At 74.1% G+C, this 14,515-nt stretch carries 9 protein-coding genes; 2 read left to right on the forward strand and 7 right to left on the reverse strand.

Annotated elements, in window-relative coordinates:
• A partial coding sequence (locus AB8Z75_RS06900; RefSeq protein WP_369200489.1) for a decaprenyl-phosphate phosphoribosyltransferase occupies window positions 1–903 on the forward strand: 903 nt, incomplete at its 5' end.
• A gap of 17 nt (window positions 904–920) precedes the next feature.
• A complete protein-coding gene (locus AB8Z75_RS06905) occupies window positions 921–1,472 on the forward strand; it encodes a GtrA family protein (RefSeq protein ID WP_369200490.1) in 552 nt (183 codons plus the stop codon).
• A gap of 4 nt (window positions 1,473–1,476) precedes the next feature.
• Here the strand turns inward: AB8Z75_RS06905 and AB8Z75_RS06910 are convergent, their stop codons facing one another.
• The 7 genes from AB8Z75_RS06910 to tgmA all read right to left on the reverse strand — a co-directional run bounded on the left by AB8Z75_RS06910 (window position 1,477) and on the right by tgmA (window position 14,455).
• Entirely contained in the window at window positions 1,477–2,346 is an 870-nt protein-coding gene (locus AB8Z75_RS06910) for a carbohydrate ABC transporter permease (protein ID WP_369200514.1), read from the reverse strand.
• Between the two features lie 92 nt (window positions 2,347–2,438).
• Window positions 2,439–3,914: a carbohydrate ABC transporter permease gene (locus AB8Z75_RS06915; RefSeq protein ID WP_369200491.1), complete on the reverse strand. Its 1,476-nt coding sequence runs from the start codon at window positions 3,912–3,914 to the stop codon at window positions 2,439–2,441.
• A gap of 137 nt (window positions 3,915–4,051) precedes the next feature.
• Window positions 4,052–5,401 carry an ABC transporter substrate-binding protein gene (locus AB8Z75_RS06920; RefSeq protein ID WP_369200492.1) on the reverse strand — a complete coding sequence of 450 codons (1,350 nt, stop codon included), beginning with the start codon at window positions 5,399–5,401 and terminating at the stop codon, window positions 4,052–4,054.
• A gap of 872 nt (window positions 5,402–6,273) precedes the next feature.
• Entirely contained in the window at window positions 6,274–11,067 is a 4,794-nt protein-coding gene (locus AB8Z75_RS06925; protein WP_369200493.1) for an FtsK/SpoIIIE domain-containing protein, read from the reverse strand.
• Window positions 11,068–12,003: 936 nt separating this feature from the next.
• On the reverse strand, window positions 12,004–13,203 hold the full coding sequence (locus tag AB8Z75_RS06930) for a methyltransferase (protein WP_369200494.1): 1,200 nt from the start codon (window positions 13,201–13,203) through the stop codon (window positions 12,004–12,006).
• Window positions 13,200–14,165 (reverse strand): ATP-grasp ribosomal peptide maturase, encoded by a 966-nt coding sequence (gene tgmB / locus AB8Z75_RS06935; RefSeq protein WP_369200495.1) that lies wholly within the window; start codon window positions 14,163–14,165, stop codon window positions 13,200–13,202. Before tgmB ends, AB8Z75_RS06930 begins: the two co-directional genes overlap by 4 nt.
• Window positions 14,162–14,455, reverse strand: a complete 294-nt coding sequence (gene tgmA, locus AB8Z75_RS06940) for a putative ATP-grasp-modified RiPP (RefSeq protein ID WP_369200496.1) — start codon at window positions 14,453–14,455, stop codon at window positions 14,162–14,164. The genes tgmB and tgmA overlap by 4 nt, the downstream gene beginning before the upstream one ends.
• Window positions 14,456–14,515: the final 60 nt, after the last annotated feature.

Consider the following 14,515-nt stretch of genomic DNA (forward strand, 5'->3'; position numbering starts at 1 on the left):
GCCTCCACCCGCCCCGCCGGATTCGCCGGCACCCTCGCCGGCGGGCTGCTGCTGACCACGCGCCCCCGGCAATGGGTCAAGAACCTGCTCGTCATCGCCGCGCCCGCCGCCGCCGGACAGCTCGCCTCCCTGCGCACCGTGGGGCAACTGGCGCTCGTCTTCGCGCTGTTCACCGCCGCCGCCTCGGCCGTCTACCTGCTCAACGACGCCCGCGACGCCGAGTCCGACCGCGCGCACCCCGACAAGTGCCGCCGCCCCGTCGCCGCCGGCACCGTCCCCGCCCCGCTCGCCTGCACCCTCGGCGCCGCCCTCGCCGTCGCCGCGACCACACTGGCCGCCCTGCTGTGCAACGCCGCGACCGCCGCCCTGCTCGCCGGCTACGTCCTCATGCAGATCGCCTACTGCCTGCTGCTCAAACGCATCCTGGTCGTCGACCTCGCCGTGGTGACCGCCGGATTCGTCATGCGTGCCATGGCCGGCGGACTCGCACTGGACATCCCGCTCTCCCGCTGGTTCCTGCTCACCGCCGGATTCGGCGCCCTGTTCATGGTGGCGGCCAAGCGCTACTCCGAGGCCGTCCTCATGGGGGAGGGCGAGGGCGGCACCCGCGCCCTCCTGCGCGACTACTCGGTCGGCTACCTGCGCTTCGTGTGGCAACTCGCCGCCGGAGTCGCCGTCCTGGCCTACTGCCTGTGGGCCCTGGAGGCCGACGGAGGCGGCGGAGGCTCCCTGTGGCGGCAACTGTCCATGGTGCCGCTCATCCTGGCCGTGCTGCGCTACGCCGTCTTCGCCGACCGCGGCCACGCCGGCTCCCCCGAAGACGTCCTCCTGCGCGACCGCCCCCTGGCCGTCACCGCACTGTGCTGGGCCCTCCTGTACGGACTGTCCGTCGCGGGCCTGTGACCCCGGTGGGGCCGGGCGTGAAGGGGGCGCGCACCGTGTGGGGCCGGGTCCCCGCGCGTGCCCGCGCGCTGTGTGCGGAGGCGCTGGGGTTCGCGGTCGTCGGCGTGTTCGCCTTCGCCGCTGATCTCGGGACCTTCCTGTGGCTGCGCGGCCCGGCGGGGCTCGACCCGATGTGGGCGAAGGCCCTCTCGTTCGGTGCCGGTGTCGCCGTCGCGTACACCGGCAACGCGGTGGGCCCCTACCGGTTGCGGGGCCGCCGGGTGGCCGGCGGCTGGCGCAGGTTCAGCGTCTTCGCGCTGGTCAACATCGCGGGCGGGGCCGTCCAACTGGGGTGTCTCGGGGTGTCCAGGTACGGGCTCGGCCTGACGTCCACGCTGGCGGATGTGGTGTCGGGGGCGGGCGTGGGCCTCGTGCTGGGTACGGCGGTGCGTTTCTGGGGGACGCGCACGCTGGTGTTCTCGGCCGCGCCCGCGACCGGACCCGCACCTTCGCCCGAGACGGAGACCGCCTCCGGGCCGGCCCCCGCTTCCGAGGCGGCGTGGGAGCGGGGGGCGGGCGGGCGTCGGTAGGACGTCACTTCACGGCGCCGGCCATGACGCCGGAGACGAACTGGCGTTGGAAGGCGAAGAAGACGGCCAGCGGCACCAGCATGGAGATGAAGGCGCCGGGTGCCAGGACGTCGATGTTGTTGCCGAACTGGCGCATCTGCTGCTGGAGGGCGACGGTGATCGGCGGGTTGGTGGAGTCCGCGAAGATCAGCGCGACGAGCATGTCGTTCCATACCCACAGGAACTGGAAGATGCCGAGTGAGGCGATCGCGGGCCCGCCCAGCGGCATGACCACCCGGGTGAAGAGGCGCAGTTCCCCGGCTCCGTCGAGCCGCGCGGCCTCCAGCAGTTCGCGGGGGATCTCGGCGAAGAAGTTGCGCAGCAGGAAGATGGCGAAGGGCAGGCCGAAGGCGGTGTGGAAGAGGACGACTCCGGCGGTGGTCTCGAAGATGCCGAGCGTGTTGAACAGCTTGGCGACGGGTACGAGTGCCACCTGCACCGGCACCACCAGCAGCCCGACGACGAGCAGGAACCACCAGTCGCGTCCGGGGAAGTCCATCCAGGCGAAGGCGTATCCCGCCAGGGCGCCGACCACCACCACCAGCACGGTCGCCGGGACGGTGATGAGCACGGTGGTCCACAGGGACTCCATCACCTGTTCGTTGGCGAACAGGGCGTCGTAGTTGGACCACGTCAGCTGGTCGGTGTTGAGGATCCAGGGGAAGCTGCCGTTCAGGTCGAAGATGTTCCACCAGCCGGAGACGGAGATGTCGGCCGGGTCGCGCAGCGACGAGCTGAGCAGGCCGGCTGTCGGCAGCAGCCAGAACAGCCCGATGACGACGAGTGCGAAGCGCACCGCCCAGTGGCCGGTCAGTGCCGCCACCCGCGAGGCCATCGTCGTCCTGGGGCGTGCGGTCTCCTGCGCGGGAGCCGTCGGCTCGGAGGGGGTGCCCGAGGCGCCGGAGGCGCCGTCGGCGGTCAGCGTGGTCATCGGCGGGACTCCCTGCGCAGACGACGGATGTTGAGGATCATGACGGGTACGACGAGCAGCAGCAGGATCACCGCGATCGCGCTGCCCGCCCCCTGGTCGGGCTTGCCGCCGAAGGACTTCAGGTACAGCTGGAGCGCGAGGACGTTGGCCTCCCGCTGGGTGGCGCCGGGCGAGATGATGTAGACGAGGTCGAAGATCTTCAACACGTTGATCATCAGGGTGACGGTGACGACACCGAGCACCGGCGCCAGCAGCGGCACGGTGATCTTGCGGAAGACCTTCCACTCGCTCGCGCCGTCGACCCGGGCCTGCTCCAGCAGTTCGCGCGGCACCCCGGCCAGCCCGGCGGCGATGAGCACCATCGCGAAGCCCGCCCACATCCACACGTAGCTGCCGATGATGGCGGGGGTCACCAGGGTCGGGCCGAGCCAGTCGACGCCGTTGTAGGGCTGGGCGAAGTTGGCGGCGGGCAGCCGCAGGGTGGCGCCGTCGGCGGAGGCGGGGAGGGTGAAGGTGCCGTCCTCGCCGGTGGTGGCCTTCGCCACCGTCCGACCGTCCTTGACGGCCTCGACGGTGAGGTTCGCGAGTGCCTTCTCCTGCTGGTCGATGACGCCGTGCTCGCTGCGTCCGCCCTTGACGAAGTCGAGCCACACGGTGCCGGTGATCTTCCCGTCGCCGGCCGTGGCCGCCTTCTTCGCGGGGGCGGCCTCGCTCGCCTCCTTCGGCGGGATGCCGACCAGGGGCAGGGAGACCGGGCTCGCCGCGTCGACGGTCTCGCGGGTGGTGTACGCGCCGCCACCCGCGGCCTTCAGCGGGGCGTCGGTGCGGGGCCGGGCCTCGGGCCAGGGCGCGGTGTCGGCGAACGTGTCGTGCACGGTGGTCCACATGGCGTTGGCGATGCCCCGGTCGGGATCCTGCTCGTAGACGAGCCGGAAGATGATGCCCGAGGCGAGCATGGAAATGGCCATCGGCATGAAGACCAGCAGCTTGAACGCCGTTCCCCAGCGCACCCGTTCGGTGAGCACCGCGAAGATCAGGCCCAGCGCCGTGCAGACGGCCGGGGCGACGACGACCCACACGAGGTTGTTGCGGAACGCGATCAGCGTGCCGTCGTCGGTGAAGATCTCCGCGAAGTTGTCCAGCCCCACGAAGGACGAGCCGTCGGCGTCCATGAAGCTGCGGTAGATCGAGTAGGCGATCGGGTAGACGACCAGCGCTCCCAGGATCACCAGTGCGGGCAGCAGGAACAGCGCGGCGATCCAGGGGCGTCGGCGCAGCGCCGCGGCCCCTGCGGCGACCTTGCCCGCACCGGGCCCTGCGCTCTTGCCGGTACCGGGCGGTGCCGTTGGGTCCGTTGGGTCCGTTGGTGAGGACGTGCTGGTCGCTGCGCCGGTGACCGGCGCGTCGGGGGCACCGGCGTCGTCCGGTATGCCTCCGGTCGCGCCACTCGATGGATTGCTCGGGGTCGGCATGACGGTGGTCTCCCCTGTCCTGGTCCGTCAGTGAGGCGTGGAGATCGCGGCAGCCGTACGGCGGGCGCTGCGGCACGTGCGGAACGTGGGGCGCGCGCGGTGCGTACGGGGCGCGGCGGGTGTGGTCACGGCGCGGTTCACTTCTCGTACGCCTTGGCGGCGGCCTTCTCCAGTGCCCGCTGGGTGCCCTTGATGTCCTTCGGGTTCGCCAGGAAGTCCTGGAGGGCCTTCCACTCGCCCTCGCCCTTGGTGCCGCCGAAGGAGGCGGGGGCCTGGTCGGACATGTCGAAGCGGAAGTCGTCGCCCGCGTCGATCAGCGCCTTGGCGATCTCCCGCTGCGGCTGGTTCGGGTAGGCCGACAGGTCCAGCTCCTTGTTGGGGGAGATGAAACCGCCCTCGGCCGCCCAGATGCCCGCCGCGTCCTTGGACGCCAGGAACGTGGCCAACGCCTGCGCTCCCTTGCCGTCCTTGAGCACGGCCGCCGCGTCGCCGCCCGTCACCACCGGCGGTTGGGCACCGACCTTGGGGAAGGGGTAGACCTGCGCGTCCTCGCCGATGCGGGCCTTCGTGTCGGTCGCGATGTTGACGCCCACGAAGTCCGCCTCGAAGACGAGCGCGGCCTGGGGTGAGGCCAGGTTCCCGTACGGTTTGGAGACCGAGTCGGGGAAGGCCGTCTGGAGCGCGCCCTTGTTGCCGCCCGCCAGCAGGTGGCTCTCGCCCCACAGCTGGGCCAGGGTCTTGAGCGCCTTGGTGACCGAGGGGTCCGTCCACGCGATGTCGTGCGAGGCGAGCTTGTCGTACTTCTCGGGGCCCGCCTGGGAGAGGTAGATGTTCTCGAACCAGTCGGTGAGCACCCAGCCGTCGGCGCCGCCGATCGCCACTGGGTCGACACCGGAGTCGGAGAGGGTCTGCGCGTCCTCGACGAAGGCGTCCCAGTCCTCGGCCTCACCGACCCCCGCGTCCTCGAACGCCTGGGCGTTGTACCAGATCAGGGACTTGTTGGCGGCCTTGTAGTAGACGCCGTACTGCTTACCGTCGACGCTGCCGAGATCGCGCCAGCCCTGGCTGAAGTTCTTCTTCGACTCGGCCAGCGCCTCCTTGCCCAGCGGCTTGAGCCAGCCCTTCTCTGCGAACTGCCGCAACACGCCCACCTGCGGCATCATCGCCACGTCGGGCGGGGCACCGCCCTCGATCTTGGAGCCTATGTAGGTGGCCACGTTGTCGCCGGTGGGGACGAACTCCACCGTCGCGCCGGTGCGCTTTTCGAACTCGTCCAGCACCTTGCGGAAGTTCTCCTGCTCCGCGCCGGTCCACACGGCCGCCACCTGGAGCTTCTTGCCGTGGAGATCGGGGAGGTCGACGGTCGGTTCGTGCGAAGCCGCCCACGCGCTTCCCTCGTCCTCCTTGGCGCAGCCCGCGGCGGCGAGCGTGAGGGCGATGACGGAGGCGAGTGCGAGAGCCGTGCGTGGAGCACGCGAGTGACGCATGGTTCAGGCCGTCCCTTTCCCCCATGTATCCCGTCCCGTGTCGGCCGAACGGGAATCGAGCAGGGCGCGGCCAGCCGTGGCGGGTACCGCGCCGTACCTTTCTGTGCGGAAGTTTGTACGCCCGGATCACTACCCGTGGCAACACTGCGCGGACCCCCACCGGTATCTTGATCAGTCCGTGACCTGCCGCACCGCACCAACGCGCCGCCCACTGCGAACTTCTGGGAGACACGGGGCAGTTGAGTCACCCGGAGGAAGGGCGCGCACCCTCCGCCGCCGCGAGCGGACGCTCTCCCTCGGGCGGCGCCCGAGCCCCGGCGGTGGGCGCGCGGCTTCTCCGCGCGCCCATGGCGCGCGCCCCATGCCAGGCCCACCCGCCCCTGCCCGTCGGCCCTTCGCGCGTCGGTCCTTCGCGCGTCGGCGCCTCGCTCGTCGGCGCCTCGCTCGTCGGCCACCCACTCGTCCGCCACCCGCTCGTCAGTCCCCCCGAGGGCAGTCGCGAGGGCCGACCCCCGAGAGCCGCCGGTGCTCATTGGGGCCGCCGGGGCTCACCGCGGGCCGCCAGCACTCACCGTGGGCCGCCGGGGCTCACCGTGGGCCGACAGCCCTCACCGTGGGCCGACAGCACTCACCGCGAGCCGCTCGTCAGTCCCCCCGAGGGCAGTCGCGAGGGCCGACCCCCGAGAGCCGCCGGTGCTCATCGGGGTCGCCGGGGCTCACCGCGGGCCGCCAGCACTCACCGTGGGCCGCCGGGGCTCACCGCGAGCGGACAGCCCTCACCGCGAGCCGCCGGTGCCGACAGCACTCACCGCGAGCCGGCGGCGTCAGCGCGGCCGGTCGCGGAGGGCAGGGGGGCAGGGGGCAGGCGGCCCCTACTGTGAGCGTGCCGCCTGCTGGGCGGCGCGCTCCATGGCGCTGGCGAGCAGTGCCAGATCCGTCGGCCCGTTGCCGAGCTCACGCACCTGCCGCCGCGCGGGCGGGTCACCCGCCCGCGCCCAGTCCAACGGCACCACGGTCGGCCGTACCGTCGCCGTCCGCGGGATGCGCCCCGTCACCCGTCCCGCCTGGAAGGCGACGGGGACCCCGTCGCCGGCCCCACCGGATCCCCGGCCCCCTCCGGGCCGCCGGACCACGAGACTGCCGCGCCCGGGTGGCGCACCCACGGCCCCGCCCTCGCCGCCGGTCAACCGCGCACACAGAGCCGCCTGCTGGGCCAGGAGGGTGGCTGCCGTCCGGTCGGGGCGTCCCGTCGTCGCGACGACGTGCACGCCCAACCGCGCTCCCGACCTGGCCACGGCCTCCAGCGCGCGCACGACCGAACCGGCCGCCGGGCGGCCGGGGTTGCCCAGGGCCGGGTCGACCAGCGTGTCGAAGTCGTCGACGAGCACGACCAACCGGGGCGGTACGCCGTTGGGCCCCAGAGGCGAGGGGGACGCGAGTGCGCTCGCGGCCTCCGAAGCCCCGCCCCGCTCACCGTCTCCCCGCTCGCCGCTCACCTGACGCAGGCGCAAGGTGCGCTGTGTCCGCTCCGGCTCCACCGCACCGGACGTCTCGCCGCCGTACGCGCCCCTGTCCGTGCCCCTCCCCGCGGCCCTGTCGGTGCCGGGCGCGGCGGGATGGGCCGGGGGCCCGTCGGCGCCGACGGGCTCGGCCTGGTCACCGGGGGCAGGACCACCGGCGGCCGTAGCACCCGGGGGCCGGCCGCCAGGATGGCTTCCGGCCGGCGCCGGGGCGCCCGCGAGGGGTGCGCCACCGGCCGAGCCGCCGTCAGCCGAGCCGCCACCGGCCCCGCCGGCCGCGTCCTGTGACGCCCCCTGTGACGTGCCTTGAGGCGTCCCCTGTGACGTGCCTTGAGGCGTGCCCTGGGACGGCACCCGCCTTCGGCCGGACCCCTCACCGGACGGCCCGGGGTCGGCGTACGCACCGGGCGCGTCGGCGGTGCCGCCGAAACCGCCCGGACCTTCGGCGGTGCCGCCGCCACGCCCGCCACCGAGACCGCCCGGCCCGCCCGTCCCGGAGCCGTGGCCCTGTCGGGCGGGCTGCGCGGCGGCCACCGCCGCCCGCTCGTCCGGCGCCTGAGCGGGTGCCGGAACCTGCATCTCGGGTCCGGTGGCACAGACTTCCCCCGCGGGGGAGGCCGTCCCTGCGGAGGAGCCGGCCCCCGCGGGGGCCGGAACAGCGGCGGATGCCGCCCCGGCGCGGGAGCCCGCTCCGGCGGCAGGCGTCGCCGTCCGCTCGGGCGCCTGGCGTGGGGCCACCACACGGCCGCCGGGCCGGGCCGCCAGCCGCACGTACTCGTCGTAGCTGCTGCCGTCCCCGATCAGCTCCGCGCGCCGCTTCACCTCGGCGCTCAGCGCCTGTGCGAACTGCCGCATGCGCACCGGATCGCCCGCCACCAGGTGCTCGGTGACGTGGGGCAGGTCCGTGCAGGCGCGCAGGCCCTCTCCCGAGCCCGCCCCCGCGCCGTCCACCAGCACGAGAGCCAGCCTGTCGGGCCGCTCCCCGGCGGCGAGCGAGGCCGACAGGGAGCGCAGCAGCTCCGTCTTCCCGGCCCCGGTGGCTCCGCTGATCAGGGCGTGTCCCTGCGCAGGGGCCGCCGCGACACCGGTCTCCTGCGCCTGCCCGGTCGTCCGGTCCGTGGCCGTCACCCCTTCCGTGGCCGTCACCCGGTCCGCGTCCGCTCCCGCCTGGTCGCCGAGCGCGGCGAGGTCGGCCTCCAAGGGGCCGTGGGGGCCCGCACCGAAGACGAGAGGGGCGCGCCCCGTGGGTGTGCCGAGCCGTTCCGACCAGCGGGCCAGGAGCGCGGCGGGGGTGGCGCGGGCCAGACCCAACTCGTCCAGCAGTCGGCACTGTTCGGGCAGTGTCACCGTGGGGCGGGTGAGACCTGCGCGGGCCGCCGCGTCGTCCGGTTCCCTGAGGGGAGCCAGCGCCCGTGCGAACCTTTCGGCCCAGGCGAGCGAGACGGCGTCCACGGTCGCGACGGGACCTCCCGGACCGGCCGCCGCCGTGAAGGTGCTTCCGGGCGCGGCAGCGCCGCCGGGCGCCGCGGGACGGCCCGGCGCCCCGGGGTGGTCCGGCGCTCCGGGACGACCCGACGGGGCCTGGGGGGCGGGCGCGCGGTGCAGGACGCGGACGGCCGTGGCGACGTCGCCGCTCAGCAGCGCGACCGTGCCGCACTCGGGGAAGACCGGGCACACCGCGTTCGCCGCCTCGACCGTGGCCGTCACCGGGGAGGAGGGACTGGCCGCCGGTGTCTCGGCGAGGCAGATCAGGTGGATGCCCGCAGCCGCGCCCTCCCGCGCCAGCCGCTCCACGCTCGCGCGCAGGGCCGCCGAGCCCGGGTCCCCGTCCACCACGACGACGACAGCGGGACCCACACGGGTGCCGGAGGGCGACGCCGCACCGCTTCCGCTTCCCGGTGCCCCGCCGCCGGGCAGACCGCTCCCGGAGGCGGCAGCCGGGGCAGCGGCAGCCGGGGCAGCGGCAGCCGGGAAAGCGGCATGCGCGGAGGCGGCATCCAGGGTGCCACTCGGGGTGCCGCCACCCGAAGTGCTGGCACCCGGGGTGGCGGCTGTCGGAACAGCGGGTGCGGTGCCGTGGGCGTCGAGGCGCCGGATGAGCTCGGCGGTGCGTGCCGCGGCCTGTTCGCGGTCGTACGCCGTCAGCAGGCCGCAGTCCTGACCATGCGCCGGGCGCAGGTGCGGCAGCCAGCCCAGCCACGACCACTCCTGCCGACGGGCCTCGGCGCCGCGCGTACGGTCCGCGGACAGCAGGACGATCTCCAGGGCGCTCGGTCCGTGCAGGGCCGCCAGTTGGGCGAGCACCGCCCGGGCCAGCCCGGCGAGCCGCGTCCGCGGCCCCGCCAGCCCGAGGGAGTGGGCCTGCCGCAGGTCCACGGTGACCGGGTCTCCGTGTCCACCGCTGCGGTGGGTGACGCCGAGGCGCACTGTGAGGGCGTCGGGGTGGCCGGGGGCGCGCTCCCACAGCCGGGGCCCAGGACCGAGCGCGTTCAGCAGCACCGCTGCCGGGTCCGGCCAGCGCGCCTCCCATTCGTGCGGCGTGAGCCTGGGCCCCGCCGCGCCCCAGGGGCCCGGCTCCTGTGGGTGCGCGGCGAGAGCGTCGGCGGTGCCGGAGCCGTACCGCGTGGGCCCGCTGGGCAGCCCTTCCTGCCCGCGAGGCTCCCGGACCTCCTGCGGCCCGGACGCGGGCGGCGGCTCGCTGACGAGGGAGGGGCCGGGGGCGGTCCCGCTGTCGCTCGGGCCGAGGCCCTGGGCCGACTCCGTGCGCCCGCCCGCGAACCGGCGCGCCCAGGCGCCCAGCCCCTTGCCCCTCCGAGCGCCGGCGTCCCGCGCTCCGGATGGTGGCCCAGCGGCGACACCGGAACCGTGGGTCCCCTCGGCGCCGGCGTCGGGGAAGGGGCCGCCGGGCGCGTACGCGTGCCCTTCGGGGCCCCGCTCGGTCGCCTCGTGCCCGAAACCGCCGCCACGCTGCCCCCTCGCGTCCCCGTACGGGCCCGCGGCGCTCTCGTACGGCCCTGCGGCGCTTCCGTACGGCCCTGCGGCGTCCGCGTACGGGCCTGCGGCGTCCCCGTACGGCCCGGTGGCGTCCCCGTACGGCCCGGTGGCCGACGGTGCGCCCGGTGCCTCGCCGGGCGCCGTGCGGGGGTCTGCTCGCGTGCCGCGGCCTTCAGGGGAGGCGGAGGCGTCCTGGCGCGCCAGGCGGAGCCGGCCTTCACCGTCGGGAACGGTGGGCAGGGCCAGCGGCGGCATGGACGCCGCGCTGCTCTGCTCGGCGGGGACGCCGGAGCCGGCGGCCTCCAGCCGCAGGGACGTCTCGCCGAGGCGGAGCGTCGCGCCGGGAGGGAAGAGGGCGGGCTGGGTGCCGACCGGCGCGCCGTCGAGTGTGGTGCCGTTGGTGGACCCGAGGTCGGTGACGGTGACCGCGCCGCCGTCGGTGACCGTCACCGCGCAGTGCAGCCGCGAGACGTCCGGGTCGTCCAGAGGGACGTCCGCCTCGGCCGAGCGCCCCAGCAGGACCCTGCCGCCCTGGAGGAGATGGATGCCGCCCGCGTCGGGGCCCGCCACGACGTGCAGCCTGGCCTTGGCCGACCCGTACGCCCGCAGCGCCGTGAGGGCGGCGCCGTGCGCGGGCAGGGTGGCGGGTGCGACCGGTGCGTGGAGCGAGACGAGCGCGCCGTCCAACAGCGGCGGCTCGCCGATGATCTGGCGGTGCGGGTCGAGCCGCCGCGTCCCGGCGTAGACGACGACGGGCTCCTGCGGCCCGTCCTCGCCACCGGTCCCACCGCCTCCGGTCGCCGCTTCGCGCCCTGTGGCGCCCGAGGTGCCGGCGGCGCCAGAGGCGCTCGTGGCGCCCGGAGACGCCGATCCGGCCAGCGCCGCCGCGGCCGAGGTCGCCAGGGCCCCCGTCACCGCGGAGAGCACCGTGCCGGCCGGGGCGGTGACCAGCACGTTCGCAGACCCGACGGGGTGGGTCTGTGGCGTGCCGGAACCACCGGCCTCCGCCGTGCCTCCCGAGCCTCCCGCGCTGCGTGCGCCGCGTGGCGCCAGGGCGACAGTCAGCCGGATCTGCATCTGCCCCTCCAGGTCCCGTCCGCATCCCGTCCGCGGTCTGTCCGCGTCGTCCTGCCCGCGGTTGGCCCGCGTCATTCTGTCCGTAGCCCGTCCCGCGCTCTGCCCGCGGTCCGCGGCACCATCCGTCCCGCGTCCTGCCGCCGTCCGCCGCGCCGTTCTCCGTCCTGCCGCGCCGCCCTGCCGCGCCGCCCTGCCGCGCCGTTCCGCTCTCCGCCCTTCCGCGCCGTCCGCCGCCGTCCTTCCGCGCCGTCCGCCGCCCGTCCGCGCGCCTTTTCGCGCCGTCCGTTCCTCGCCCGCAGCGCCGTTCCGCATCGTCCGCCTACGCTGCGTCCCGGCCGGTCCTCGCATGCATACTCGCACCCGCCACCGACAACGGGGCCCGTCCTGGCCACCTCATGATCAGACCGGGCGGAACGATCTTGTCCGGGTGTGGGTGGCACCGCAACCATCACCCCGCTCAGTGCGTCTCAGCAGGGAGCCGCCGGGCGCCCCGGTGCCGCGGGGCGCGGGTCCGCGCGGGGGAGCGTCCGCGGGCCCGGCACCGTCTTGCGGGGCGGCACTATTGTGGGCGGGATAGCAGTACGAGACCAGGGAGCGCATGACGTGCGGCCGGTAGGCAGCCATGATCTTGCTCCGAGCGCTGCACCGAGACCCGTTTGACCTGCTCACCTGACCACCCTTGAGCGTGGATACGGGAGTTATCTGCCCATTGGTCGCCGTGTTCGGCGGCCCGCGCACGCCCTGTGAGCTGCGGCTTCCTGTGGAGTCTCCACAGCGACCGAAACCGCCCCCCCGGGCGTCCCCGGAGGCGGGCGGGTCATCCCGTCCAGGCGGCGGGGCGATCCGCCGTCTGGACGGGATGACCCGCCTCGCGTGTGAAGCCTTCAGCCATGACCCCGGCTCCCGGACGGAAGTCCGGCAGCTCGCACTCGCTCAGATGTGACGCAGATCACTGGATCTGGTCGCCGTTGCGCAGGAGCACGTGCGTGTCGGCGAGGGGCGATGCGGTGGTCATGAGCTCGGGACGGCCGGCAGGCGCCAACTGGGCCCGTCCTCGCCGTTCGCAAGCCGAACTCGTTGACTGTCCGGCTCGACGCTGACCTCGAACTCGGTCGCGGCCGGCGAGTCCGCAGCGTGCCACAGTGCGAGGGACTGCTCGACCTCGCCCCACAGCGACACCGGGCCGCCCTCCCGGACTGTCCAGCCGTCACCGTCCCGCGACAGCACCGCGAAGGACTCGTTCGCCGTGTCGAGGACGTACGTACGCATGGCGCCGTCGTCGGCAGGCATGTCGAAGGTGCGGGCGTTCGGCACCGCGAGCTGCGCCACGAACCCACTGTCGGGCATGCGCAGCACCTCGGGCCCGTGAGGTGTCTCTCGCACCTTGCCGTCGTCGTCGCCCGGCAGCATGCCGAGGTTCGTCGGGGCCTCCTGCTGCCGAGCCATCATGAACGCCGAGCCCGCGAGGAACCGGCCCGTCGCTCGCCGGCCGTCTTCGACGACCAGGCGCACGAGACCGAGCGACCGCAGCCAGCCGCGCAGCGTCGCCACGATGAGCCCGCCGGGCTGCGTCTCACGGAGCCACGCCCACGGGACGCCGCGCACGCCCATGGTGGCGATCGTGCGCGCAGCCTGGTCGCTGCGGCCGGCTCCGACGAGGCCGTTGCCGACGATCAGCCGCGGGGCGTAGCCGCAGCGTTCGAGAGCGGCGCGGGCGCGGGCGGCGACACCCGGGTCGGTCTCGACCGAGGTGACTTTCTCGGCGCCGAACCGGTGGCACATGAGCGCGGACGAGTAGCCGGTGCCCGTGCCGTACTCGGTCACAGTCGCCTCGTCGCCGGTGTCCAGCGCTTCGAGCATCTGCACCACGAGCGAGGGCAGCGTCGAGGACGAGGTCGGCGAGGCGCCGCGGATCGGCTGCGGGTCCGACCAGTCGGTATCCCGCCCGTCGAACTGTGTGATCAGCGTCTCGTCGCTGTAGACCTTCCGCAGCCACGCCTCGGTGCCGACGAGTTCGGGCGTGACCGGTACGTACGTCGTCATGCCGGGGGCGCCGCTCGTGACGTAGAACCGCGGCGTGAACTCGTGCCGGGGCACGCCCCCTACCGCGGCACGCCATGCGGGGTCGGTCACCTGCCCCTCGGCGGTGAGGAGTTCGACGAGCTCGAGCCGCAGCCCGGCGGCCGTCTTGTCGAGGTCGAGTTCGGTCATGGGTTGGTGCCTCGTTCCAAGAGATCAGCGAGCGCGGCGGTCATGGGCAGCCCGGTCGGGGGTTCCATCCATGCCCACTGCCCCGACGGGTTGCACTCGATGAACGTCCACGCGCCGTCGGCGGACAGGGTGAAGTCGAACGCGCCGAAGACGAGCCCGAAGTGCCGCAGGTACGCGAACAGGGCGCGCTCGACGTCGGGTGGTGCCTCGACCGGGGTATAGGTGTGCGTGCGGTAGTCGGTGCGCCAGTCGAGCAGGCCCGAGTCGATCCGCACCGCGAACACACGTTCGCCGATCACGGTCACGCGGACGTCGGCGACCTTGTCGACGCGGGCCTGCAACAGGTGCATGGTCCCGGCGATACGGTCGTCGATCTCGTCCTCGGTGACCTCGTCGACGAGGACGGTCTGCGCCCGGCCGTCGACGAGGTACAGCGGTACCGCGAGCGGCTTGTAGATCACGTGCCCGTGTTTCCTGACGAACGCGCGGGCGTCGTCGGGCCGGTTCGTGATCAGTGTCGGCGGCAGGGCGAACCCGCACTCGGCCGCGGCGGCGAGCCCGGCCGGCTTGTACTCGGCGTCGCCGATGCGGTTCGGGTGGTTGACGTACGCGCAGTCGGGCAGCGAGACGAGCACCCCGCCGAGGCCGTACCGGGCCTGCGCCGCGGCGAATCGCGCGTCTTGCTCGTCGAGGTGCGGGAAGGCGAACCCGGACGGGCGCCGGTAGTACAGCGCCCGTACGCCGTCGAGCTCGGCGACGCGGGACGGGGTCGCGAAACTTCCCCGCCACCGTGCCGTGCTGCCGCCGATGTGGGCGGAGCACGACAGAGTGGCGGGGAAGTGACCGGAGTCGAGCCGCACGACCGGGACGCTCCGGCCGTGCAGCTCACCAACCACCATGTCCGCGGTCGGGTCGTCATCGTTCGTGACGACCACGACCGGTCGGACGTCGTCTTGTGTCACTGGTCGGTGTCGTTACCCGTGTCCGTGTCGCCACCGCCGTGTCCGTCGGGCGAGGTGCCGGTCGGCGGGTTGGTGCCGCTGCTGGTGCCGTGCCCCGGCGCCATGACCGGGACACCGGCGGCGTTGAAGTAGCGGCCGGTCTGCGTCTCGGGGTCGAGTTCGACGCGGGTGTGCTGTGGTGCGTCGGCGGGCGGGTACTCGGTGAGGCGGCGCAGTCCCCACGGCTTCGGGGTGAGGTGCCCCTGCGGGATCGGGGTCCCTGTGGGGATGCGTTCGGCGTGACTGAACATCGCTTGTCGTTCCTCTCATTGGTTCGGTCGGATCGTGCGAGGGAGCACCACCCCCGCCGG

It is taken from the genome of Streptomyces sp. PU-14G, assembly GCF_041028275.1.
Classification (GTDB): Bacteria; Actinomycetota; Actinomycetes; order Streptomycetales; family Streptomycetaceae; genus Streptomyces.